Origin of the sequence: Mycobacterium montefiorense (assembly GCF_025823255.1) — a bacterium.
Taxonomy (GTDB): domain Bacteria; phylum Actinomycetota; class Actinomycetes; order Mycobacteriales; family Mycobacteriaceae; genus Mycobacterium; species Mycobacterium montefiorense.
Genome location: NZ_JACKVL010000009.1, coordinates 139,654 through 164,278 on the forward strand (window position 1 = coordinate 139,654; position 24,625 = coordinate 164,278).

A 24,625-nucleotide genomic window follows, 5' to 3' on the forward strand; every position below is an offset into this window, starting at 1 on the left:
ACGCAACTATTCCATCGTTGCTGGCCGGGTTCTGTCAACGGAAGGTGACCGGCAAAGCCCCCTTTAGCGGGCGAGCCGACGCGCGAATGGCGCCACGCGTTGGATGAACCGGTCGAAGAAAAATGCCGGATCGACGCCAACACCGATGTGCGCGTTGGGTTCCCGGCGCCAGTCGGTCACCGTCATGCCGCGGGTCAGGGTCCCGGCGAGCTCGACATCCACTCGGCCCGAACGGGTCGTGATGAGTTCGGGATCCAGCGCGACCGCGGCGGCCAACGGGTCGTGCAGATGCGCCAGATATCCGTGCCCGTTGTCGAAGTAGCCCTCGAGGTAGAACCGCAGCGCGTCCTCGATCACCCGGATCACCGGGTTGGACGCCGTCGACCGGGTGCCCCGTTCGTCCTCCACGCTCATCGGCGTCGAGGTCGAATCCGCGGCAGCCGCCAACTTCGCCAGGGTTTGCGGAGTGATCGTGACGTTGCGGGTCAAATCCAAGCCGCACAAAATCGGAAGCCGCTGCGGGCCAAGGCCTTCGGCGGACCACGCCACGAACACCTCGTGCGCTGCTTCGGGGTCCACGCTGATGTTCCATTCCGCGACGGCGGTGGTATTGCCGATGTGGTCATAGGAGCCGCCCATGATGACCAGCCGGCGCAACAGGTTTGGCAGTGCGGGCTCGGCGCGCAGCGCCAGCGCCAGATTGGTCAACGGCCCGGTCGCCACGCCGATCAGCTCGCCGGGAAAGGCCTGCGCTGCGCGCACCCAGGCCGTCGCGGAGTCGTACTCGGTCAGCGCGGCGCCGCCGGGGGGCAGGTCGGCATAGCCCAGGCCCCGTGGGCCATGGACCTTCGAGGGGGTCCGCAGCGGGCCGGTCAGCGTTTCGTCGGCGCCCTTCGACACCGGAATGCCGGTGACACCGCACAGCTCGAGCAGGCCCAGATTGTTGGCACAAACCTGTTGTACGCCAACATTTCCACCGGTCGAGGCGATGCCGACCAGGTCGGCGTCCGGACTGGCCAGCAGGTAGATCAGGGCCAGCGCGTCATCGACGCCGGTGTCGACATCGATGAAGACCGGCGATGGGTCAGTTACCAATGAACTCCGGGTACCAGCCGGATCGCCTTGCGGACCGGCCTGGGGACCCCGATGCGGCCGACGGCACGAACCGGGCGTTTAGGCCGCCTTCTTACCGGGGCGCGGTCGCGGTTGGTTTCACCGCTGGGCGGCGGAACTCCCAGCGCGGCAGCAGAATCGGGATACCCCAGGTAGACCTGGTGCAGGATTCGACGCGAGGTTTTGGGCAGCAGGTAGTTGCCGGCCTCGGCGAGCGTGCCCAGCGGGGTGTCGATGCGGGCCGGCTTGTCGACCAGGCCGCGCACCACCATCGCCGCCGCCCGTTCGGGACTGATCGGCGCCACCGGGTTGAGCCGCTGCGACGGCGCGATCATCGGCGTCTTGACCAGCGGCATATGGATGTTGGTGAACGTGATGTGGTCGGACAGTGTTTCCGAGGCGACCACGTCGGAAAACGCGTCCAGCGCCGCCTTGGTCGGCAGATACGAGCTGTACTTGGGGTTGCGGGCCAGCACGCCGGCGCTGGAGACATTGACGACGTGACCGAATCGGCGCTCGCGCCAGTGCGGCAGCAGCGCCAGCACCATTCGCACCGCGCCGAAGTAGTTGACCGCCATAACCCGCTCGTAGTCGTGCAGCCGGTCGGTGGAGTTGACCACCGAACGGCGAATCGAACGCCCGGCGTTGTTCACCAGATAGTCGACATGGCCGAAGCGGCCCAGGATGTCTTTGATGGTGTGCTCCACCGACACAGAATCGGTGACATCACAGGTAAAGGCGTGTGCCTGGCCGCCGTTCGCGCGGATCTCGGCCACCAGCTCGTCGAGCGCGGAGCCGTTGCGGGCCAGCGCGAACACGCATCCGCCCCGTTCGGCGACCGCGATCGCCGACGCCCGTCCGATACCGCTGGATGCGCCGGTGATGATCACGTGCCGGCCCTGCAGCGCGCCATCCGGCGCGTCGCGGCGGGCGCGATCGGGATCGAGATGCTCGGCCCAGTACCGCCACAGCTTGGGTGCATAGCTGGCGAACTCGGGGACTTCAATACCGCTGCCGTGCAACGCGTTTTGGGTCGTGTCGCTGACGAAGGTGGGGGCCAGGTCGACAAGGTCCAACACCTCGGCGGGAATTCCCAGCTGGGTGGCCGCCATATTCCGCAGCAGCCTGGCGCGCCCGCTGACTTTCAGCACCGGTGCGGCCACCGCGCGAGGCAGCGGCCCGCGCAGTGGGGGCAATCCGGCGGCCCTGGCGACTCCACGGTAAATGCCGCGCAGCCCAATGGTTTTCGGTGAGGTCAGGTGGAAGGTCCGTCCGTCGGTGCCGTCGCTGTGCATCAGCGCGACCAGCGCGTCGACGACATAGTCGACCGGGACGATGTTGGTGCGCCCGGTGTCGGGCAGCAGGATCGGCGTCAGCGACGGCAAAATGGCCAGCTTGGCCAGCACGCCGAAGAAGTAGTACGGGCCGTCGATCTTGTCCATCTCGCCGGTGCGTGAGTCGCCGACCACCACGGCCGGGCGGTAGATGCGGTAGCGCAACCCGGGTTGCGACCGCACCAACAGTTCGGCTTCGAACTTCGTCTGGTGGTAGGCAGTGGGCAGCTGCTGGCCCACGTCGAAGTCGTCCTCGGTGTACTCGCCGGCGAAGTCTCCCGCGACCGCGATCGACGACACGTGATGCAACGTGGCGTTCAGCCGCTGCGCCAGCCCGATGACGGCGCGGGTGCCTTCGACGTTGGCGGCGCGCTGTTCGGCCTCGCCGGCGGTGACGTCGTAGATGGCCGCGCAGTGCACCAGATGGTCGACCCGGCCCAGCTCGGCCAACCGCTCGTCGGTCAGCCCCAGCTCCGTCAGGTCGCCGACCAGCGGTTTGGCGCGTTCACCCCACTCGATGGCGAGATGTTCGAACCGTCCCAGCGACTCACGCCGGACCAGAATCCCCACTTCGGCGTCGGGTCGAGTGTCCAACAATCGAGCTACGACGCGGCGGCCAATAAACCCGGTACCGCCGGTAACGACATACCGCATCCAGCCATGGTAGCGGGGATCAGCTGAAGTTGCGGATGCCGTCCCACTCGACCAGCGTCCACCCGTCCGACGGGTTGCCGGTGATCACCACGCGGCCGATGTTCGGCAGGGGGTGGCTGGTCAGCAGGCTGCTCTTGCCGTTGCGGGCATTCATCAGCGTCCAGGCCATGATCGCCGCGCCCTGGGAGAACACCACCGGCTTGTTGTGGCCGCTGTTGTAGACCTTGTTGACCGCGGCGGTGAACTGCTCGTTGAACTGCTTGCCGCTCAGCCCTCCCGGGATGCTGTTCTGGACGTCCCCGTTGATCCAGTCCGTCGGGGCCAGCAGGTACGTCGCACCCGCGATCGATTCGGGTTTGCCGTTGTACCAGCCGGCGCCCAGTGACTGCACGCCACTGAGGATCTCGACCTGCTTGCCGAGTTCGCCCGCCAGCGGGCTCGCGGTCTGCTGCGCTTCGGCCATGGCCGAGGCGTAGACGGCGTCGAAGTCGTTGCGACCGCTCTGGTGCGCTACCTGCTGCGCCTGTCCCTTGCCCTCGGCGGTGAGGCCGGGGCCCGGCGGATCGGTGTTGATGATTCCGTCGGCGTCGGCTTGGGTCTGCGCGTTTCGGACGAACGTCAGCGTGATGCCGCGGGCCTGCGCCGATCCGCCGCAAGCACCGACGAGGAGCGTTGCGGTGAGTACGGCCATTAACTTGGCGGTCTTTCCGATCATGCTGCGCGTGGCCATGTCGAATAGCCTGCCCTGCCGACAGCCCCAGGGGGAAGGGTTTGCAATGGTTGGGTGCAGAAAAGCTTGAATTTGCAGATCCGGAGGAGACGCGCATGGCGATTGACCCGAGTGCTATCGGTGCAGTGACCGAGCCGATGTTGTTCGAATGGACCGACCGGGACACGCTGCTGTACGCCCTTGGCGTCGGCGCGGGGCTCGACGACCTGTCGTTCACCACCGAGAACAGCCACGAGATCACCCAGCAGGTGCTGCCCACCTACGCGGTGATCTGCTGTCCCGCGTTCGGTGCGGCGGGCAAGATCGGAAAGTTCAACTGGGCCATGCTGCTACACGGCTCGCAAGGCATCCGGCTGCACGCGCCGCTGCCGGCGGCGGGCAAGCTGTCGGTCGTCACCGAGGTCACAGACATTCAGGACAAGGGCGAGGGCAAGAACGCGGTCGTGATGCTGCGCGGCCGCGGCACCGACCCGGATTCGCAAGCGCTGATCGCCGAGACATCGACCACCTTTGTCGTCCGGGGCGCCGGCGGTTTCGGCGGGCAGCCGGGTCAACGCCCGATTGCCCCGGAATTTCCGGACCGTGAGCCCGACATCAAGGTTGCCTTGTCCACTCGCGAGGATCAGGCGCTGATCTACCGGCTGTCCGGTGACCGCAACCCGCTGCACAGCGACCCGTGGTTCGCCCGGGAGCTGGCCGGGTTCCCCAAGCCGATCCTGCACGGGCTGTGCAGCTATGGGGTGGCGGGCCGCGCGCTGGTCACGGAGCTCGGCAAGGGCCTCGCGGCCAACATCACTTCGATCGATTCGCGCTTCAGCTCGCCGGTGTTCCCGGGCGAGACGTTGACGACGCTGATCTGGCGCACCGATCCGGGCAAGGCGGTCTTCCGTACCGAGGCTTCTGGCGCCGAAGGCGCCGAGGCCGGGCGGATCGTGCTCGACGACGGCGCGGTCGAATACGCGGCGGACTAGTTCCCGGCGTCAGCTAGCCGGCGGGCCAGACGCCCGACGAACTCGGCCGTGCTGGCCGGACTATCCAGCGCGAATAGCGCGGCGGTGGCCCGGTCGCCATCGTCGTTGTGCCGCACAATGATTGGTATCCCGTCATCGTGCACCGCGTCGAACGCATCCTCGTCGGTGATGTCGTCGCCGAGATAGACCGGTGTCAAAGGTGTCGACCCGGGCAAGTGATTGAGCACCCAGCGCAGGGTTGCGCCCTTGTCCCAATCGACATCCGGACGCAGCTCGATGACTTCGCGGCCGGTGGTCACCCGCAGTGCGTCGCGCTGACCCGCCGCGCGCACCGCTGCCGTCACCTCACCGATGCGGTCTCGTGCGGCGTTGCGATAGTGCACCGACACGCCAAACCGTTTGTGCTCCACCCTGACACCGGGAATCGACCCGAGTCGCTCGCCTAGCTGGGCGGCCGCGGATTCCAGCATCGGAATGGCCGCGGCCGCGGCGTCGTTTTGATGGTGGGTGCCATCGGGTGCGGTCAACTCGAATCCGTGGCTGCCGGCATACCAGATGCCCGGCAGGCCGACGCGTGCCGTGACGTCGGCAAGGTCGCGGCCGGACAGTACCGCGACCGGGCAGCGCGCGGCCAACTGCTGCAGCGCCGTGGCGGCACCGGCGACAAGGCACGCCGAGTCCGGATCGTTGACGATGTCGGATAGCGTGCCGTCGAAGTCGAAGAACACCGCCGGCTGCCGCGCATCCAGGCCCTCGTCGAGCAGCTGCGACGCGTCGGGCAGCTGCGACATTCGCCGGTCCCCGGTGCGCACGGCGATGTCACTGCCGTCCTTGGCGTCGATCACCAACGCGAACCCGGCCTCGCGCGCGGCCTTGGCCACCGCCGCGCTCGCCGCGACGACGACGCAGCGTCCCGCCAGTACGCCCAGCCGCTCGGCGGCCGCGGCCGGGTCCTCGGCATGCACGGTGACGTCGACACCGGCCTCACGCAGCTGCTTCACCAGCGCCGAGTCGGCGTCTTGGTCAAACAGCACCGCGTCATGGCGGCGCGGGTCGATGGTGACCGATGGCATTGATCAACCCTCTCACGGTCATCAACGCCGCCCGGCTTGGGTCAGTGGCGTGCTCGCGCCCACGGGCGGCTGGGCGGTACCCGTGGGGCAGCGCCGGGGGCCCGGCGTTTGCGGCGATCCTTGGTGAACAGCAGGACGGAGTCTTGGCTGAGCGCCGTCAGGTGCGCCATCTCCCGTTCGATCCCGGCGGCGAGCTGCCCGAGCTCGGGGGCGGCGTCGTAGCCGGCGGTGATACCGAAGATCAGCTCATCGCCGTAGCTCAACACCGCGACCCCGCTGGACAGCTGCGAAGCCGTCGGGGGGATGGGTAGCAGGCGTTCGACGGTGGCGTCCATCAGCCTCAACCGATGACGTGGCCCGGCTGCGTTGGTGGCCAGCGTGACGATGCCCGGTTGCGGAAGCCGGCTCAGTGTCAGTTGAAGCGCCTTGGCGCACAATGTAAATGGCATGAAGCTGGTTGCCAGGTCTGCAATGTTGACGCTCTGCTTTATCGGCCTGGGTTTGTTCAAGCTGTTGTGCACGATCCGCAGCCGCCGCACCGGATCGTCGTGCTCGACGGGCAGGTATCTGTTCTCCAGGGTGCGCAGCGAGCCCGCGCGCGGTTGTTCGCGACGGTGCAGCAGTACGGCCCGGAAGCCCTCGGTGATGGCGGCGAGCGCGACGTCGTTGGTGGTCACCCGGAACTTGGCGCACACCGCGTCGACGGCGGCGAGGGGAACGCGCACCGTGCCGTAGCGACGCATGGTGACTGCCGGTTCGTTCGACGACATCCGTGCCACCGACCAGACCGTACCGGCCAGGGTGTTCGTGACGGTGCCGGCGACGGCCGAAGCATGCCAGAGCGCATCGGCCCAGCCCCGCTTCCGGGCTTGTATCGAATCCTGTTTAGGCTCAGCATGATTGGCAAATATCTCGCTGTCGGCGCCGTCGCAGAGTCTGGTGAGAAGGTGGGCGGCAGGGACGGCGTCGGCGAGGTAGTGATGGACCTTCATCAAGATTGCCCACTTGCCCTTGAGGCCTTCGATAACCCAGCACTCCCACAGCGGGCGGTCCAATTCGAGGGGACGCTCGCATGCGTGAGCGATCGCCCCTGACAGGTCTGCTTCATCGCCCGGGCGCCCAACCGCGACGCGGCGCAGGTGATGGGTGAGGTCGAATCCCGGATCGTCGATCCATTGCCGGGCACCGCGCAGCGAGTGGGTCCGCAACACCTGGCGGCACTGCGGGATGGACTGAATACGTTCTGCAAGAAGGGATTTCAGCTGCCCAAGATCGGGGACGGCGCCTTCGATGATGGCGACCGCGCCGGTCGCCAGGCTCGCTTGCCGGCCGGAGTCCGCCGCGGTGCGTAAACCCGCGTCCAATGCCGTTATCAGCTGTCCCATTTTGATTCCCGCCCGTGGTTGCCCCGTACCAGTATCTGTCGCCACGCCCCATCGCGATAGATCTCTGTCCGTTAACTCTCTGTTTAGAAGTTGAAGACCTGTTTAACAACCGCTTTAACAACCGAGCGTGAAATCGAACATACATTCGATAGACTGTTCGGGTGGGTTTCAGCAATGAGCCGCGAAGCTGGGCGGAAATGGAGCGGCTGCTCGACAGCAAGCCGCGGCACGCCGGCACGCCGATTGCGCAGGAACCTCCGACAGAGGCGCCCTGGTCGCGCAAGCGCGGGATGTACGAGCCGCCGAACCAGCGGCGGGGTCGCTCGTCCGTCGCCTATGCCGAGCTGCACGCGCATTCGGCGTACAGCTTCCTGGACGGGGCCAGCACGCCCGAGGAGATGGTCGAGGAGGCCGCCCGGTTGGGCTTGCGTGCGCTGGCGCTGACCGACCACAACGGTCTGTACGGGGCGGTGCGGTTCGCCGAGGCGGCCGTTGAACTCGACATGCGTACCGTGTTCGGCGCCGAGCTGTCGCTGGGCGCCGCGTCGGTTTCGCAGGCTCGTACCGAGAACCCGGACCCGCCCGGACCGCATTTGCTGGTGCTGGCCCGCGGTCCGGAGGGCTACCGGCGGCTGTCGCGGCAGCTGGCCGCCGCGCATCTGGCCGGCGGTGAGAAGGGCAAGCCGCGCTTCGACATCGACACGCTGACCGAGGCCGCCGATGGGCACTGGCACATCCTGACGGGATGCCGTAAAGGCCATGTACGCCAAGCGCTTTCCGATGGCGGGCCACAAGCCGCAGAGCGGGCGCTGGCCGATCTGGTGGACCGCTTCGGGGCGCGGCGGGTCAGTGTCGAGCTGACCCACCATGGCCAGCCGCTCGACGACGAACGCAATGGGGCACTGGCCGGGATCGCGCCGCGGTTCGGGGTCGGCACCGTCGCTACCACCGGAGCGCATTTCGCGGGCCCGTCGCGACGCCGGCTGGCCATGGCGATGGGTGCCATCCGGGCCCGGCAGTCGTTGGACTCAGCTGCGGGATGGCTGGCCCCGCTGGCGGGTTCGCATCTGCGATCCGGTGAGGAGATGGCCCGGCTGTTCGCGCAGCACCCCGAGGCGGTGACTGCCGCTGCCGAACTCGGCGAGCAGTGCGCGTTCGGGCTGGCGCTCATCGCGCCGCAGCTGCCGCCGTTCGACGTGCCCGAACCGCACACCGAGGACAGCTGGTTGCGGCAGTTGACGATGGCGGGGGCGCGGGATCGCTACGGGCTCCCCGAGGGCGCGCCGCGAGCGTACGCCCAGATCGAGTATGAGCTGAAAGTTATTGCCCAACTGACATTTCCGGGCTACTTCCTGGTGGTGCACGATATCGTCCAGTTCTGCCGGCGCAACAACATCCTGTGCCAGGGCAGGGGATCGGCGGCCAACTCCGCGGTCTGTTACGCCCTTGGGGTCACCGCGGTTGATCCGGTGGTCAACGAGCTGTTGTTCGAGCGCTTCCTGTCTCCCGCCCGCGACGGGCCGCCCGATATCGACATGGACATCGAGTCGAATCAGCGCGAGAAGGTCATCCAGTACGTCTACGACAAATACGGCCGGGATTACGCTGCTCAGGTTGCCAACGTCATCACCTACCGCGGGCGAATCGCGGTGCGCGACATGGCCCGTGCCTTGGGATTCTCGCAGGGTCAGCAGGACGCTTGGAGTAAGCAGATCAGCCACTGGAACGGGTTGGCGGACTCGCCGGATATCGAGGACATCCCGCCACAGGTGATCGAGCTTGCCAACCAGATCCGGAACCTGCCGCGGCATATGGGCATTCATTCCGGCGGCATGGTGATCTGTGATCGCCCGATCGCCGACGTCTGCCCGGTGGAGTGGGCGCGGATGGAGAACCGCAGTGTCCTGCAATGGGACAAAGACGACTGTGCGGCCATCGGGTTGGTGAAGTTCGACCTACTCGGGCTGGGCATGCTCTCGGCGCTGCACTACGCGAAAGACCTGGTGGCCGAGCACAAAGACATCGAGGTCGACCTGGCCCGCCTCGACCTCTCCGAACCCGCGGTATACGAGATGCTGCAGCGCGCCGATTCCGTCGGCGTGTTCCAGGTGGAGTCGCGCGCACAGATGGCCACCCTGCCCAGGCTGAAGCCGCGGGTGTTCTACGACCTGGTGGTCGAGGTCGCGCTGATCCGCCCCGGACCCATCCAGGGCGGTTCGGTGCATCCCTACATCCGGCGGCGCAACGGCATCGACCCGGTCGTCTACGACCATCCGTCCATGGAATCGGCGCTGCGAAAGACACTGGGAGTGCCGCTCTTTCAGGAGCAGCTGATGCAGCTCGCGGTCGACTGCGCCGGGTTCTCCGCCGCCGAGGCCGACCAGCTGCGGCGCGCCATGGGATCCAAGCGCTCCACCGAACGCATGCAACGGCTGCGCGGCCGGTTCTACGACGGCATGCGCAGATTGCACGGCGCCACCGACCAGGTGATCGACCGGACTTACGAAAAGCTGGAGGCGTTCGCCAATTTCGGCTTCCCGGAAAGCCATGCGCTGTCCTTTGCGTCGCTGGTGTTTTACTCGTCATGGTTCAAGCTGCACCACCCGGCCGCGTTCTGCGCCGCGCTGCTGCGTGCGCAGCCGATGGGTTTCTATTCACCGCAGTCACTGGTGGCCGACGCGCGCCGGCACGGCGTGCTGGTGCACGGCCCGGACGTCAACGCCAGCCTGGCGCATGCCACCCTCGAGAACGCGGGGACGGAGGTTCGCCTCGGGCTGGGCGCCGTCCGTCATATCGGTGACGACCTTGCCGAGCAGCTGGTCGATGAGCGAAAGGCCAACGGCGCGTTTGCTTCTCTGCTTGATCTGACCACCCGACTGCAGCTTTCCGTGCCGCAGACCGAGGCGTTGGCGACGGCCGGGGCGCTGGGCTGCTTCGGGACGTCGCGGCGCGAGGCGCTGTGGGCGGCCGGGGCCGCGGCAGCGGGGCGGCCGGATCGGCTGCCCGGGGTGGGCTCGTCGTCGCACATCCCGGCGCTGCCCGGGATGACTGCGCTGGAACTGGCCGCCGCCGACGTGTGGGCCACCGGCATCTCCCCGGACAGCTACCCGACCCAGTTCCTGCGGGCCGACCTGGACGCGATGGGGGTGGTGCCCGCCGACGCGCTGGGGTCGGTGCCCGACGGCGATCGGGTGCTGATCGCCGGTGCGGTGACCCATCGGCAGCGACCCGCCACGGCGCAGGGCGTCACATTCGTCAACCTCGAAGACGAGACCGGGATGGTCAACGTGCTCTGCACGCCGGGGGTGTGGGCGCGACACCGCAAGCTGGCGAACACCGCACCGGCGCTGCTGATCCGCGGTCAGGTCCAAAACGCCAGCGGCGCAATCACCGTGGTGGCCGAGCGGCTGGGCCGCATCACCTTGGCGGTCGGCTCCAAGTCCCGCGATTTCCGCTAAACACGCAATATGTCCTGGTGTGTACTGATTCAATGTTTTATGAGCGTCGAAACTAAATGCAAGTTTGCTCGCCATGGCGCTGCAATATTGGGTTGCGCTGCGGCGTTATTACTTCCTAACGCGGTCGCCAGCGCTGATCCGCCCGACCCGCACCAGCCGGACATGACCAAAGGTTTCTGCCCGGGCGGTCGCTGGGGCTGGGGCAATTTGGCCGTCTGTGATGGCGAAAAGTACCCCGACGGGTCGTATTGGCACCAGTGGATGAAAACCTGGGCGGTCGGTCCTCAGTTCTACTACGACTGCGTCAGCGGCGACGAGCCTCTCCCGGGGCCGCCACCGCCTGGCGGCTGTGGCGGAGCGATTGCGCCCGATGCGCCGCCCCCACCCCCGAGCTGATGCCTTCGCGCGCGAACGAACGGCGAAAATCTCGCCCTGAGTGCACGTTCGGCGCGCAGAGCCCACGTATAACCTCCACACATGACCCTCAACTTGTCCGTCGACGAACTGCTTTCCACCACCCGCTCGGTGCGCAAACGCCTCGACTTCGACAAGCCGCTGCCTCGCGAAGTCCTGATGGACTGCCTCGAGCTGGCGCTGCAGGCGCCCACCGGCTCCAACGCGCAGGGCTGGCAGTGGGTGTTCGTCGAAGACGCTGACAAGAAGAAGGCGATCGCCGACATCTACCTGGGCCATGCCCGCGACTACCTCACCTCGCCGATGCGCGAATACGCCGAGGGTGACACCCGTGGTGAGCGGATGCCGAAGGTCAAGGATTCCGCGATGTACCTCGCCGAGCACATGCATGAGGCGCCGGTGCTGATGATCCCGTGCCTGGAAGGCCGCGAAGACAAGTCGGCGTTGGGTGGGGTCTCGTTCTGGGCGTCGCTGTTCCCGGCGGTCTGGAGCTTCTGCCTGGCGCTGCGCTCCCGCGGTCTGGGTTCCTGCTGGACGACGCTGCACCTGCTTGGTGACGGCGAACGCAAGGCCGCCGAGGTGCTCGGCATTCCCCACGAGCGGTTCAGCCAGGGTGGGCTGTTCCCGATCGCCTACACCAAGGGCACCGACTTCCGGCCGGCCAGGCGGCTACCGGCCGAGACTCTGACGCACTGGAACACCTGGTAACTCAGGGCCGCAGCGGCCATACCTCGACGACCCCCTGCGCGACCGCACACGGGGTCTGGCTCACCCGCTCGATCGCCGCGTCGATGTTCTCGGCCTCGATCACTGCGAACCCCGCGATCGGCAACGGCGATCGAAGGAACGCGCCCGGCTCGATCGATACCCCCGCGCCGTCCGGATTGCGCACCTGGACGGGGTTGCCGGCGCGGCCGACGAGCGCGCCGGACGAGCTGAGTTCGTCGTCGCGGGCGTGCGCGGCCCGTCGCCGGTCGTCGCTCAATTGGCGGTATCCGGCCTCGTCGCCGTAGCCGATCGTGATGAAGGTGGGCATATCAATGCTGACTCGCGGCGGGACCAGGATTCATCGCTACGTCGCCCCGGAGTAGCCGTGCTGGCGCCAGGCCTCGTAGATCGCGATCGCCGCGGCGTTGGACAGGTTCAGTGAACGCCGGCCTGACAGCATCGGGATGCGCACCCGCGCGGTGATGTGACTGTCGGCCAGGGTTTGCGCGTCCAGCCCATCGGGTTCGGGACCGAACATCAACACGTCGCCGGGCCGGTAGGCGATGTCGGCGTACGACGTCGACGCATGCGCGGTGAACGCGATCACCCGCGCCGGCATCAGCACGTCCCACGCGGCGGCCAGCGTCGGGTGCACCGTCACCGACGCCAGGTCGTGATAGTCCAATCCGGCGCGGCGCACCTTGGGTTCGGACAGGTCGAAGCCCATCGGCTCAATCAGATGCAATTCGGCGCCGGTGGCGGCGGCCGTCCGGATGGCGTTACCCGTATTAGGCGCGATGCGTGGCGAGTAGAACATCAGCCGGAACACCACGCCATCCTCACACGGGCGATAATGCAGGCATGGTCGAGCAGAGCATCTGGATGCAGAAGGTCGCTGCCGATCCGGGGCATTCGGACTGGTACATCGAGCGCTTCCGTGCCATGTCCCGCGCCGGTGACGATCTGGCCGGCGAGGCTCGCTTCGTGGACGCGATGGTGCCGCGCGGCGCCCGCATCCTCGATGCCGGCTGCGGCCCCGGCCGGTTGGGCGGCCACCTGGCCACGGCCGGTCATCATGTGGTCGGAGTCGACGTCGATCCGGCGCTCATCGCAGCGGCCGAGCAGGATTATCCGGGTCCGCAGTGGCTCGTCGGCGACCTGGCCGAGCTGGATTTGCCCGCGCGCGGCATCGCCGACCCGTTCGACGTCATCGTGTCCGCCGGCAATGTCATGGCGTTCCTGGCCCCGAATACCCGGGGTCAGGTGCTGCGCCGGCTGCGTGCCCACGTCGCCGACGACGGTCGAGCCGCAATCGGCTTCGGTGCCGGCCGCGACTATGAGTTCGCCGACTTTCTCGGCGACGCCGCCGCCGCGGGATTCGCGCCCGATCTGTTGCTATCCACTTGGGATCTGCGGCCGTTCGCCGACGATTCCGACTTCCTGGTCGCAATTCTTCGGCCCGCGTAGGCCCCTAGCTCTCTGCTCAGTAACGATTCTGGTGACCCAGGCCGCGGGCTGTCATACTCGTCGAATTGCCACGCGTTTACCGCTCGCGCGTCTCGGCGCGGGGGGAGCGGAATAAAAGCAGGAAGTTCATGAGCCTCTCGTTTCATTCGACGCGCAGTGTGAGCGCAGCGGTCAATCGCGCCGTTGTGACCACATGACCATGTTCAACCGTCCGGCCACCCCGGCCGAGGCGGCGCCCACCGAGTTCGCCGAGGTATCCGCCGCTGGGGGGGCTCCGGCCAAACGCCCGCCTGCCTGGTCGCTGAGCAACTGGCCGGTCCGGTGGAAGGTGCTGGCGATCGTGCTGGTTCCGCTGATCCTGGCGGCGGTTTTCGGCGGGCTGCGGGTGAACACCGCGATGTCGAGCTCCAGCGGTCTACGGTTGGCCGCCGCCCGCGCCGACTTGCTGCCGGCGCTCACCAAATACATGTCGGCCTTGGATGTCGCCTTGTTGGCGAACTCCACCGGTCGCGATGTCGACGGCGCGAAGAAGAACTACGACGCCCGCAAAGGCGAACTGCTACAGCGGCTGTCCGACACTGACGTGACCCAAGACGTTCGGTCCGGAGTGAGCACCCTGCTGAGCGGCGTCCAATCGTTACTCGACAAGGCGGCCGACAACAGCCTTGGTTTGCGGGACCGGGTGACCACCTATGCGCCGCTGCTGTTGACGGCGGAGGACGTCATCAACGCGTCGGTACGCGTGGACGATCAGCAGATCCGCGCGCAGGCACAGGGTTTGAGCCGCGCGGTCGGGGCCCGCGGCCAGATGACGATGCAGGAGATCCTGGTGACGCGCGGCGCCGACCTGCCCGAGCCGCAGTTGCGCACCTCGATGATCACCCTGGCCGGCACCGAACCGTCGACGCTGTTCGGGATCAGCCAGGTGCTCGGCGTGGGTTCGCCCGACGCCAAGACGTTGCAGCAGCAGATGGTGACCCGGATGGCGATCATGTCCGATCCGGCCAGCCTGCTCGTCGACAATTCGGACCTGCTGCGCTCGATCCAGACCACCGACACGATCGCCGAGCAGGTCATCACGGACGCGACCGCGTCGGTGACGAAGTCGGTGCAGGCCCAGGCCACTGATCGGCGCAACGCCGCGATCAGCGACGGCGTCCTGGTGCTGGCCGCCATCGTGATCGCGCTGATCGTCGTCTTGCTGATGGCGCGCGTTGGTTGTGCCGCTGCGGGTGCTGCGCGACGGCGCGCTCAAGGTCGCCCACACCGACCTCGAGGACGAGATCGCTCACGTCAAAGCCGGTGGGGCCGAACCGATTCCGGTGCCGCTGCCGGTGTACACCACCGAGGAGATCGGTCAGGTCGCCCATGCGGTGGACGAACTGCACACCCAGGCCCTGCTGCTGGCCGGTGACGAAGCGCGGTTGCGATTGCTGGTCAACGACATGTTCGAGACCATGTCGCGGCGCAGCCGGTCACTGGTCGATCAGCAGTTGTCGCTGATCGACCGGCTGGAGCGCAACGAAGAGGACCCCGAACGCCTCGACAGCCTGTTCCGGCTGGATCACCTGGCGGCGCGGCTGCGCCGCAACAGTGCCAACCTGCTGGTGCTCGCCGGCGCCCAGCTCGCCCGCGACCAGCGTGAGCCGGTCGGACTGTCGACGGTGATCAGCGCGGCCGTTTCCGAGGTCGAGGATTACCGCCGGGTCGAAATGGCCGAGCTGCCCGACTGCATGTTGGTCGGTGCAGCCGCCGGTGGGGCCATCCATCTGTTCGCCGAGCTGATCGACAACGCCCTGCGTTACTCGCCGCCATCGACCTACGCCCGGGTTTGGGCGGCGCGTGGCGGCGACGGAGGCGTGGTGCTGCGGATCGCCGATTCCGGCTTGGGCATGAACGACGCCGACCGGCGGATGGCCAACATGCGGCTCCAGGACGGCGGCGAGGTCACCCCCGACAATGCCCGCCACATGGGGCTTTTCGTGGTGGGCCGGATCGCCGCCCGGCACGGCATCCGGGTTGGGCTGCGTGGTCCGGCGCCGGACGAGGCGGGCACCGGCATGACCGCTGAGGTCTACCTGCCACCGGCGGTGCTGGAGGGCTTCAACGGCGGCCCGGCCGAAATCTCGGAGGCCCCGCGAGAGCGGATCCGGGCGGTCTCGTCGCCGAGCGCCAAGCTGGCCAGCGCGATGCCCGCACCCGAGGGTGTCAACGGCGCGGCGCGGCAGCGTCCCGTCGCGACCAACAACGGCTCCGATCAGCCGCCACCGATCTCGTTGCTGCCCCGGCGCAGCCCCGGCTCCAGCGGCATCACCGACGTTCCCGCTGCGCCCGCCGCGCCGCGGCCACCCCAGCGCCGGCGGGAGCTGATCACGCCCCGGTGGGAGAACGAGAACCGGCAACCGCCAGAGCCGGTGCGCCCACTTCCCCCGAAACCAACACCGGCGGTCTCGGACACATCGGCATTCTTCGCCGCGCGCTCGCGGGGGACCGGCCCGGCGCCAACTGCGCCAGCCACCCCGGCGACCCCGCCCACCCCGGCGAGCCGGCCCACCCCGGCCGAGCGCCCCGCCAACGCTGCTGCCCCCGGCGCATCGAAGGACGACCTGATCTACCGGCGGATGCTCTCCGAGATGCTGGGCGACCCGCACGACCTGGTCAACAGCCCGGACTTGGATTGGCAATCGGTGTGGGACCGCGGCTGGTCGATCGCCGCGGAGGCCGAGGACAAGCCCGTCGAGGAACACACTGCCGATCACGGCCTGCCGGTGCGTACGCCGGGGGCCCGGCTGGTGCCGGGAGCGGCCAACGGTGTCAGTGCCCGCGACCAGCAGCACCGAAGCCAGGATGACGAAGAATTTCTCGTAGGATCGAACGGCGGACTCCATGCGGCCCGCGATCCCGAGGCGGTTCGCGCCTCGTTCAGCAGCCATTTCGGCGGTGTGCGCAGCGGACGGTCGCACGCCCGCCACTCGAGCCAAGGACCCGATGAGCAATGACGTCTCCTGGCAGCCCACTGGACTGGCTGGTGACGAAGTTCGCCCGCGAAGTCCCCGGGGTGGCGCGCACGCGCTGCTGGTGTCCGTCGACGGTCTGCCGATCGCCGCCAGCGAGCGGCTGCCCCGCGAACGAGCCGATCAACTGGCCGCGGTGGCGTCCGGGCTGGCCAGCCTCGCGACGGGTGCCGCGCAGCTGTTCGAGGGTGGGCAGGTGCTGCAGTCGGTGGTCGAGATGCAGAACGGGTATCTGTTGTTGATGCGCGTCGGCGACGGGTCGCACCTGGCGACGCTTGCCGAGACGTCGTGCGATATTGGCCAGATCGGATACGAGATGGCCATCCTCGTCGAACGCGTGGGCGGCGTCGTGCAGTCCACCCGCCGTTCTGCTCGGCACTCGTGAGCCGCGATGGACAAACGCGATTCCGGGCCGTCGCCTGGTGAGGCGAGCCTGGTCCGCCCGTACACCCTGACGGCCGGGCGGACCGACACAGGCGTCGACCTTCCGCTGGAAGCGCCGATTCAGACTTTGCCGGCCGCCCGCGCCCCGAGATGGCCGGCCGACGATCCGAGAGGAAAGATCATCGCGCTGTGCGTCAGAAGCCCGTCCGTCGCCGAGATCTCGGCCCGGCTGAACCTGCCGGTCGGCGTCACGCGCGTGCTGGTCGGTGATCTGGTCCTGTCCGGTCACCTCAGGGTGCATCGGACGTTGACCGAGCAGTCGACCCGTGACGAGCGCCATGACCTCATAGGAAGGACGCTGCGTGGCCTTAAAGCACTCTGACTCCGGCGCTACCGCCTCGACGAAGATCGTCGTCGCGGGCGGGTTCGGCGCCGGCAAGACCACATTCGTCGGGGCGGTCTCGGAGATCATGCCGCTGCGCACCGAGGAGATCGTTACCGACGCATCGGCCGGCGTCGACATGCTCGAGGCCACGCCGCATAAGCGGACGACCACCGTGGCGATGGACTTCGGCCGGCTCACGCTGGACCGGGACCTGGTGCTCTACCTGTTCGGCACTCCGGGCCAGCGGCGGTTCTGGTTCATGTGGGACGACTTGGTACGGGGCGCGATCGGCGCGATCGTGCTGGTCGACTGCCGTCGATTGCAGGACAGCTTTGCCGCGGTCGACTTCTTCGAGCACCGCAACCTGCCGTTTCTGGTCGCTGTCAACCAATTCGAGGGTGCGCCAAGCTATCCCGCCAGTGCGGTACGCGAAGCGCTGGCGCTGCCCCCGCACATTCCGGTGATCAACGTCGATGCCCGGGATCGCAGGTCGGCGACCGATGCGCTGATCGCGGTGAGCGAATACGCGCTGCAGAGACTGACGGCCTGACCGCGTTGCAGCATTGGACCGATAGCGAGTTCACGGGCCGCGATTTCACCGACGATGACCTCGGCGCTTTGCGCACCGAACGGGTTGTGTTCGACGATTGCAATTTCAGCGGCGCCAATCTGGCCGAGTCGGGACACCGCGGATCGGCTTTCCGTAACTGCAAATTTGAACGAACAACACTGTGGCACAGTACATTTGCGCAGTGCAGCATGCTGGGGTCGGTGTTCGTGCAATGCCGGCTGCGGCCGATTACGTTCGACGAGGTCGACTTCACGCTCGCGGTGCTCGGCGGCAACGACCTGCGGGGTGTCGACCTGAGCGGCTGCCGGCTGCGGGAAGCCAGCCTGGTGGAGACCGACCTGCGCAAGGCCGTGCTGCGCGGCGCCGACCTCACCGGTGCGCGGACCACCGGCACCCGGCTAGACGACGCCGACTTACGCGGCGCGACAACCGATCCGGCGCTGTGGCGCACCGCGACGCTGGCGGGCGCGCGGGTGGACATCGGCCAGGCCATGGCCTTCACACTGGCGCACGGGCTGCGCCTGGACGCGAAATCCGATTAGCGCCGCAGCCTGATGCGCCACCACACGATGGCGGAGTAGATCACCGACAGCGCGCCGAGCATGCCCATGTCGAGCAGCCACGCGCTGTCCTTGTGCACCCAATGGCTGTCTTTCGGGCCGATCGGTACCAGTACCCGCAGATTGACCGTGGACGCCGACGCCGCATAGCCCCACCGCGAGGGCATCAGCCAGGAAATCTGGTCGAGGAAGAGCCGTCCGGTCACCGGGACCATGCCACCGGCGAGCACCAGCTGCAGCATCAGCGACACCACCAGCAACGGCATGATCTGTTCGTTGGAGCGTGCGATCGACGACAACACCAAGCCCAGAATCGCCGAGGCCACGCATGTTGCGGCGACGGTGACGAACAGCTCCAGGCTGGCATTACCGAGCAGCAGCGCCGGCTGCTTGGGAGCGCCCTTGCCCAGCAGCACGATGCCCGTGGCAATCGCCGCCTGGATGATGGCGAACGCGCAGAAGACGGTGACCTTGGCGCTCAGGTAGGCCCCGGTGGACAAGCCGACCGCCTGCTCGCGCTGGAAGATGGCGCGCTCGCCGATCAGATCTCGGATCGTCAGCGCGGTACCCATGAAGACGGCAGCGATCGACAGCAGCGTCAGGATCTGGGCGGCTTCGTCGGGCGTCTCACTGGCCGGGTCGGCGACCCCGAACCCGGTGTTACCGGGAACGGTCAGCGACAGCGCACCCAGGATGAACGGCAACAACGCCAGGAACGCGAAGTAGGCGCGGTCGGAGACGATCAACCGGATCTGGCGCCGCGCGATCGTGGAGAACTGATGCAGCATGCTCGAGCGCGACGGGGCGCCCAGATCGGCCGGCGTCTCCGCCCGGGTGGGTAGCGCGTGTTCCTGCCGTTCCAGGAAACGGCGATTGGCCTCGTCGGGGTCGGCGCCGACCTTCGCGAAGATCTCGGCCCAGTTCGAGGTGCCCATCGCATCCCCGATCTGGCCGGGTGCGCCCAGGAACGCGATTTTGCCGCCCGGCGCCATCAGCAGCACCTGATCGCAGACATCGAGATAGGTCAGCGAGTGCGTGACGACCAGTACGACCCGGCCGGCGTCGGCGAGCTGGCGCAGCATCGTCATGACCTGCAGGTCCAGCGCCGGGTCCAGCCCGGAGGTCGGCTCGTCGAGGATCAGCAGTGACGGCCCGGTCAGCAACTCGAGGGCCACCGAGGCGCGCTTGCGCTGACCGCCGGACAGCTTGTCGACCCGGGTCTGCGCATGCGCGGTCAGTCCCAGCTCGTCGAGGACCTGAGCCACCACCTGGTCGCGGTCGGGCTTGCTGGTGTCGGGTGGCAGTCGCAGTTCTGCCGCATAGCCCAGCGCCTGGTTGACGGTCAGCTGCCGGTGTACGACGTCATCCTGCGGGACCATCCCGATCCTGCTGCGCAGCGACGCGTAGGCGGTGTGGATGTTGTGGCCCTCGAAGGTGACCGCGCCGGCGGTGGGGGTGGTGTACCCGGCGACCAACCGCGACAGCGTCGACTTCCCGGCGCCGGACCCGCCGATGATAGCGGTCAGCGTGCCGGGCCTGGCCGTCATCGAGATCTGCTGCAGCAGATCCTTGCCGTTGATCGCGAAGCCGACCTCGCGTACCTCCAGGCCGCCGGTGCTCGTCGCCGCGTCCTGTCGGCGGGCCAGCATGCCGGCGGTGAACACCAGGTCGACGTTGCCGATCGTGACCACGTCGCCCTCGGCGAGCAGCGCTGAGCCGACCAGCAGCCCGTTGACGAACGTTCCGTTGATGCTGCTGGCGTCGCGGATCTCGATGCCGGCTGGTGTCGGCTCCAAGAACGCATGATGGCGCGACGCCAACACATCGTGGATGACGATGTCGTTGTCGAGCGCGCGACCGATCGAGGTGGTGCCCCCGGCCGCTGCCTTCTGGGCGGATTCGGGCCCGACGACCTTGCGGACCCTGGTCGGCGACTTCGATACGTCGCCGCCCCCGGGTCGCGCTACCTGGGTCGCATCCATCGGAACGGCCCGGGTTGTGGCAGTCGGCTGCACGATCGGCACGGCGGTGGCGTGCAGCGCGTCGGTGGGCCGATCCTGGTATCCGTGGGGCGGCCGAACGGTCGGGACCGTAAGCGACGTGGGTGGCAGCACACCGACCGCTCCCCGGTGACGTCCGACTGAGAAGACGATCCGCGGGCCATCGGGGGCGCCGAGGTTGACGGCTTGCCCGTCACGGATGTCGAGCATCGGCACCCGCCGGCCGCCGACGAAGATGCCGTTGCGCGAATTGTTGTCGACCCCAACCCATTTGCCTTGATCGAAGCGCAGCAACAGGTGCGCGCGGGTGACCAAAGGATGTGCCACGCGTAGGTCGGCGCGAACGTCGCTGCCGACGATGACGTCGCCGCCGGGGGCGAAACTGAGCTCCGATCGGTTGGACCGAACGGTCAGTACCGATTGCGCAGGGCTGTTCATCAGTTCAGCGTCGTTTCAGCCGGATCTTCCACCACACGATCGCGCTATAGCTTATGCACAGCAGGCCGAGCATGGCCATGTCGAAAAGCATGATGTGCTTCGAGTGCTGCCATACCGGGTCGTTCGTCGGGATCTGTTTGACCTTCACCAGCGCCGGAAAGTCGATCGACGACGCGGCCGCCGCATAACCCCAGCGTGCCGGCGTTAGCCACGCCAGTTGCTCGAGGCCCGGGCGCTGGTAGACCGGGATCATGCCGCCGGCCAGCACCAGTTGGCTCATGATCGAGACCACCAACAGCGGCATGATCTGTTCGTTCGACTGCGCAAGGGCGGACAGCATCAGCCCGAAAATGGCCGACGCGACGCACGCGGCCGCCACGGTGACGAACAACGACACGGTCGGATCACCGAAGAACAGCGCCGGCTGGGTGGGCGCGCCTTTGCCGAGCCGCACGATGAAAACCGCGATCGCGGCCTGCAAGGTCGCGAAGATGCAGAACACCATGACCTTGGCCAACAGGTAAGCCCCGGTGGACAGGCCCACGGCCTGTTCGCGGCGGAAGATCGCGCGCTCCCCGATCAGGTCGCGGATGGTCAGCGCCGTGCCCATGAAGATGGCGCCGATATTCAGGAGCACCATGATGTACTGCGGTTGGGTTGGCGCTAGGCCGAGCGGATCGGCGGGGCCGAGACCGGGTTTGGGGCCCTTGACGGTCAGGGACAGCGCGCCGATGAGGAACGGCAACACCGCCAGGAAGATGGTGTAGCCGCGGTCCGAGATGACTAGCCGCACCTGACGCCGGGCGATCGTCGATATCTGCCGCAGTAGGTTGGTCGGCGGCGGCTCGCCCAGGTCTGCCGGGCTTTCGGGAGCCGGCGGTTCCAACGACTGCTGGTTGCGCTCCTTGAAGCGGCGGTTTGCCTCGTCGGGATCGGCGCCGACGCTGGCGAAGATGTCGGCCCAGTTGCGGGTGCCCATGGCAGCCTCGACCTGGTCGGGCGAGCCCTGGAACGCGGTCTTGCCGCCCGGCGCCATCAGCAGGATTTGGTCGCAGACATCCAGATAGGACACCGAGTGCGTGACGACCAGCACCACGCGGCCGGCGTCGGCGAGTAGGCGCAGCATCAGCATCACCTGACGGTCCAGCGCCGGGTCCAGACCCGAGGTCGGCTCGTCGAGCAGCAGCAGCGAAGGTTGGGTCAGCAGTTCCAGCGCGACCGAGGCGCGTTTGCGCTGCCCGCCCGACAACTTGTCGACCCGGGTGTCGGCGTGCTTGGTCATCTCCAGCTCTTCGAGCACTTGAGCGACCACCTGGGCGCGCTCGGCCTCGCTGGTGTCGGGTGGCAGCCGCAGCTCGGCCGCGTAACCCAGCGCCTGGTTGACCGTCAGCTGCCGGTGCACCACGTCGTCCTGCGGGACCATCCCGATCCGGCTGCGCAGCGAGGCGTACTCGGTGTGGATGTTGTGGCCTTCGAAAGTCACCGTGCCGGAGCTGGGGCTGGTGTATCCGGCGATCAACCGTGACAGCGTGGTCTTGCCGGCGCCGGACCCGCCGATGATGGCGGTCAGCGTGCCGGGCCGGGCGGTCAGCGAGATGTGGTCGAGCAGTTGCTTTCCGTGCTCGACGGTGTAGCAGACCGAGTTCACCTCGAGGCCGCCGGTGCGGGTGGCCGCTTCGGTGCGCCGCACCAGGGTGTCGCGGCTGAAGACGAGGTCGACGTTTCCGATCGTGACGACGTCGCCCTCGGTCAGCACCGCGGAGCCGACGCGGACGCCGTTGACGAAGGTTCCGTTGACGCTGTGCGCGTCGCGGATCTCGGTGCCGAGCGGCGTCTGGATCAAGAACGCGTGATGGCGCGATGCCAGGACGTCCTGGATGACGATGTCGTTGTCGGTGGCCCGGCCGATCGTTTGCGCGCCGGCCGGCTTTTGGATCGCGCCCGACCGGGACGGCAGCAACGCCTGAAACATCTTGGTCGCCAGATTCCCCACCTCCGGCGATTTGGCTTCGGCCACGGGCGCCATCTGGGTCTTCGGTGCGGCGGGCATCGGCGCCACACCGGATATCTGCGGCGGGGGATAGTGCGGCGGAGCGCTCGGGGGATAGGCGGGCGGTCGTGCCACCGAGGTCGGATACACGGGCTGTCCCGGCGGTGCCGGCCGCTGGATCGGCGCGCCGGGATGCGGTCGCGGCGGGGGTGGCGCGCCCCAGTTCGTTTGCCGGCCGGGTGGCGCGGCAAGCGGAGGACCCGGCTGCCCCGAAGCCTGTGACGACGGCCACGCCGTTCCGGCAGCCTGAGCCGCGACCGGGATTCCCATCGACTCGGTCCGCGGCGGGCGCCCGGCCATGCCTTGGTGGCGCCCGACCTCGAACGTCAGCAATGGTCCGTCCGGGTTTCCGATGTTGACGCTCTGTCCGTCATGGATATCGACGACCGGGACTTTTCTACCGTTGGCGAAAGTGCCGTTGAGTGAACCGTTGTCAATCGCCAGCCACCGGCCCTGGTCGAAGCGCAGCAACAGGTGGGCGCGCGAAATCAGGGGGTGCGTGATGCGCATGTCGGCCCGGAGATCGCGCCCGACCACCACGTCATGACCTGCTGCGAAGGTGCGTTCAGACCCGTCATACCGGACGGTCAACACCGGCGGGGCTGGGGCATTCATCGCCACAACTGTAGCTGGTGGGGCTGTTTCGCCATTTGTACGATCGCGGCACGTCGGGCCCGTTATGCCCGCGTGTTCACACTCTGTCGGGTGCTCCGGTGACCACGCAGTGAGTGCGGGTGTAGATCGTCGGCATGCAGCGATTGCAGTGCGTGCACGCCGAATGAACGCTGTGTCGGGCGCCGTCGGCCGCGAGCCGGTTGATCAGATCCGGCTCGGCCAGCAGCGCCCGGGCCATCGCGACGAACTCGAATCCCTCGGCCATCGCAAGGTCCATCGTCTCCCGGTTGGAAATGCCGCCGAGCAGGATCAGTGGCATCGACAGCTCGGCGCGGAACAGCTTGGCATCACGCAGCAGATAGGCCTCGCGGTACGGGTATTCGCGCAGGAACTTGGTGCCCGTCATGCGCATGCCCCAGCGCAGCGGCGGCTTGAACGCACCGGCGAACTCCTTGAGCGGTGCGTCGCCGCGGAACAGGTACATCGGGTTGACCAGCGAGCTGCCGGCGGTGAGTTCGATCGCATCCAGCCCGCCGTCGTCTTGCAGCCACTTCGCGGTCCGCAGCGACTCCTCGGTGCTGATGCCGCCGCGCACGCCGTCGGCCATGTTGAGCTTGGCGGTGACCGCGATCGGCGTTCCTTCTTTGTCCACCTTTGTCCACCGCGCGCCGAACGGCCATCACCATCCCGCGGGCCACTTTGGCCCGGTTCTCCAGTGATCCGCCGAACTCGTCGTCGCGCCGGTTGATCAACGGGGACAGGAACGAACTCGCCAAATAGTTGTGGCCCAAATGAATTTCGACGGCGTCGAAGCCGGCTTCCATGGCGAACCGGGCCGCGTTGGCGTGCCCGGCGATCACGTCTTCGATATCGTCGCGGGTCGCCTTGCGGGCGAAGCGCATTCCGATCGGGTTGAAGAACCGCACCGGCGCCAGGGCCTTGGCCTTGTTGGATTTGGCATTGGCGACCGGACCCGCGTGGCCGATCTGGGCGCTCACCGCCGCGCCTTCGGCGTGAATCGCGTCGGTGAGCCGGCGCAGCCCGGGCACCGCCTCGGGGCGCATCCAGAGTCCGTTGCCCTCGGTGCGTCCGCCGGGGGAGACGGCGCAATAGGCAACGGTCGTCATGCCGACGCCGCCGGCAGCCGGCGCCCGGTGGTATTCGATCAAGTCGTCGCTCACCAGCGCGCCGGGCGTGCGGGCTTCGAATGTCGCGGACTTGATGGTCCGGTTGCGCAGCGTTATCGGTCCGAGCTTGGCCGGACTGAACACATCGGGAACAGTGGGCTGGTCAGAGGGCAT

The 24,625-nt window shown here is 67.6% G+C and carries 19 protein-coding genes and 2 pseudogenes; 11 read left to right on the top strand and 10 right to left on the bottom strand.

The annotated features are described in order from the left end of the window. Positions 1-63 precede the first annotated feature (63 nt). Genes H7K34_RS08295 through H7K34_RS08305 form a run of 3 tightly spaced genes read right to left on the bottom strand, consistent with a single transcriptional unit; the run spans position 64 to position 3,831 of the window. Positions 64-1,095: a nucleoside hydrolase gene (locus tag H7K34_RS08295; protein WP_264061386.1), complete on the bottom strand. Its 1,032-nt coding sequence runs from the start codon at positions 1,093-1,095 to the stop codon at positions 64-66. Beyond that, positions 1,089-3,101, bottom strand: coding sequence for an SDR family oxidoreductase (locus H7K34_RS08300; RefSeq protein WP_264061387.1), 2,013 nt, complete (start codon positions 3,099-3,101; stop codon positions 1,089-1,091). The genes H7K34_RS08295 and H7K34_RS08300 overlap by 7 nt, the downstream gene beginning before the upstream one ends. Before the next feature lie 19 nt (positions 3,102-3,120). Beyond that, the gene (locus H7K34_RS08305) at positions 3,121-3,831 is read right to left on the bottom strand and encodes a histidine phosphatase family protein (protein ID WP_264061388.1); all 711 of its coding nucleotides are present in this window, start codon (positions 3,829-3,831) and stop codon (positions 3,121-3,123) included. A gap of 95 nt (positions 3,832-3,926) precedes the next feature. On the opposite strand from H7K34_RS08305, the gene H7K34_RS08310 reads away from it, so the two are divergent. Beyond that, positions 3,927-4,802, top strand: coding sequence for a MaoC family dehydratase (locus H7K34_RS08310; RefSeq protein WP_108921024.1), 876 nt, complete (start codon positions 3,927-3,929; stop codon positions 4,800-4,802). On the opposite strand, the gene otsB is transcribed toward H7K34_RS08310, so the two are convergent. Both otsB and H7K34_RS08320 read right to left on the bottom strand, forming a co-directional pair. Beyond that, positions 4,799-5,875, bottom strand: coding sequence for a trehalose-phosphatase (gene otsB / locus H7K34_RS08315; protein WP_264061391.1), 1,077 nt, complete (start codon positions 5,873-5,875; stop codon positions 4,799-4,801). The two genes, H7K34_RS08310 and otsB, sit on opposite strands and share 4 nt — an antisense overlap. 41 nt (positions 5,876-5,916) lie before the next feature. Continuing rightward, complete coding sequence (locus H7K34_RS08320; protein ID WP_264061394.1) at positions 5,917-7,260, bottom strand: wax ester/triacylglycerol synthase domain-containing protein; 1,344 nt, start codon at positions 7,258-7,260, stop codon at positions 5,917-5,919. 161 nt (positions 7,261-7,421) lie between these two features. On the opposite strand from H7K34_RS08320, the gene H7K34_RS08325 reads away from it, so the two are divergent. The 3 genes from H7K34_RS08325 to H7K34_RS08335 all read left to right on the top strand — a co-directional run bounded on the left by H7K34_RS08325 (position 7,422) and on the right by H7K34_RS08335 (position 11,840). Further along, complete coding sequence (locus H7K34_RS08325; RefSeq protein ID WP_264061395.1) at positions 7,422-10,718, top strand: error-prone DNA polymerase; 3,297 nt, start codon at positions 7,422-7,424, stop codon at positions 10,716-10,718. A gap of 39 nt (positions 10,719-10,757) precedes the next feature. After that, on the top strand, positions 10,758-11,114 hold the full coding sequence (locus H7K34_RS08330; RefSeq protein WP_264061396.1) for a hypothetical protein: 357 nt from the start codon (positions 10,758-10,760) through the stop codon (positions 11,112-11,114). An 81-nt stretch (positions 11,115-11,195) separates the two neighbouring features. Next, the gene (locus tag H7K34_RS08335) at positions 11,196-11,840 is read left to right on the top strand and encodes a nitroreductase family protein (RefSeq protein WP_264061397.1); all 645 of its coding nucleotides are present in this window, start codon (positions 11,196-11,198) and stop codon (positions 11,838-11,840) included. Position 11,841: 1 nt separating this feature from the next. On the opposite strand, the gene H7K34_RS08340 is transcribed toward H7K34_RS08335, so the two are convergent. Both H7K34_RS08340 and H7K34_RS08345 read right to left on the bottom strand, forming a co-directional pair. Continuing rightward, a complete protein-coding gene (locus H7K34_RS08340) occupies positions 11,842-12,168 on the bottom strand; it encodes a YciI family protein (RefSeq protein ID WP_264061398.1) in 327 nt (108 codons plus the stop codon). A gap of 36 nt (positions 12,169-12,204) precedes the next feature. Continuing rightward, the gene (locus tag H7K34_RS08345; protein WP_108921150.1) at positions 12,205-12,669 is read right to left on the bottom strand and encodes a tRNA (cytidine(34)-2'-O)-methyltransferase; all 465 of its coding nucleotides are present in this window, start codon (positions 12,667-12,669) and stop codon (positions 12,205-12,207) included. Between the two features lie 32 nt (positions 12,670-12,701). On the opposite strand from H7K34_RS08345, the gene H7K34_RS08350 reads away from it, so the two are divergent. The 7 genes and pseudogenes from H7K34_RS08350 to H7K34_RS08375 all read left to right on the top strand — a co-directional run bounded on the left by H7K34_RS08350 (position 12,702) and on the right by H7K34_RS08375 (position 18,203). Continuing rightward, positions 12,702-13,307 (top strand): class I SAM-dependent methyltransferase, encoded by a 606-nt coding sequence (locus H7K34_RS08350; protein ID WP_264061399.1) that lies wholly within the window; start codon positions 12,702-12,704, stop codon positions 13,305-13,307. A 193-nt stretch (positions 13,308-13,500) separates the two neighbouring features. Beyond that, a complete protein-coding gene (locus H7K34_RS26890; RefSeq protein WP_372510713.1) occupies positions 13,501-14,721 on the top strand; it encodes a hypothetical protein in 1,221 nt (406 codons plus the stop codon). A gap of 319 nt (positions 14,722-15,040) precedes the next feature. Next, positions 15,041-16,306 carry an ATP-binding protein gene (locus H7K34_RS26895; protein WP_372510721.1) on the top strand — a complete coding sequence of 422 codons (1,266 nt, stop codon included), beginning with the start codon at positions 15,041-15,043 and terminating at the stop codon, positions 16,304-16,306. Then, a pseudogene (locus tag H7K34_RS08360) lies at positions 16,303-16,706 on the top strand (serine protease inhibitor). The gene H7K34_RS26895 and the pseudogene H7K34_RS08360 overlap by 4 nt, the downstream one beginning before the upstream one ends. A 6-nt stretch (positions 16,707-16,712) precedes the next feature. Then, positions 16,713-17,087: a DUF742 domain-containing protein gene (locus H7K34_RS08365; protein ID WP_264061400.1), complete on the top strand. Its 375-nt coding sequence runs from the start codon at positions 16,713-16,715 to the stop codon at positions 17,085-17,087. After that, positions 17,068-17,640 (top strand): GTP-binding protein, encoded by a 573-nt coding sequence (locus tag H7K34_RS08370; protein ID WP_264061401.1) that lies wholly within the window; start codon positions 17,068-17,070, stop codon positions 17,638-17,640. The genes H7K34_RS08365 and H7K34_RS08370 overlap by 20 nt, the downstream gene beginning before the upstream one ends. Positions 17,641-17,645: 5 nt before the next feature. Next, the gene (locus tag H7K34_RS08375; protein WP_264061403.1) at positions 17,646-18,203 is read left to right on the top strand and encodes a pentapeptide repeat-containing protein; all 558 of its coding nucleotides are present in this window, start codon (positions 17,646-17,648) and stop codon (positions 18,201-18,203) included. Here H7K34_RS08375 and H7K34_RS08380 read toward each other — a convergent pair. The 3 genes and pseudogenes from H7K34_RS08380 to H7K34_RS08390 form a co-directional block, all read right to left on the bottom strand. Beyond that, on the bottom strand, positions 18,200-20,659 hold the full coding sequence (locus tag H7K34_RS08380; RefSeq protein WP_264061404.1) for an ATP-binding cassette domain-containing protein: 2,460 nt from the start codon (positions 20,657-20,659) through the stop codon (positions 18,200-18,202). The two genes, H7K34_RS08375 and H7K34_RS08380, sit on opposite strands and share 4 nt — an antisense overlap. A 4-nt stretch (positions 20,660-20,663) precedes the next feature. Beyond that, positions 20,664-23,324, bottom strand: coding sequence for an ATP-binding cassette domain-containing protein (locus H7K34_RS08385; RefSeq protein WP_264061405.1), 2,661 nt, complete (start codon positions 23,322-23,324; stop codon positions 20,664-20,666). A gap of 76 nt (positions 23,325-23,400) precedes the next feature. After that, positions 23,401-24,625, bottom strand: a pseudogene (locus H7K34_RS08390) (NADH:flavin oxidoreductase).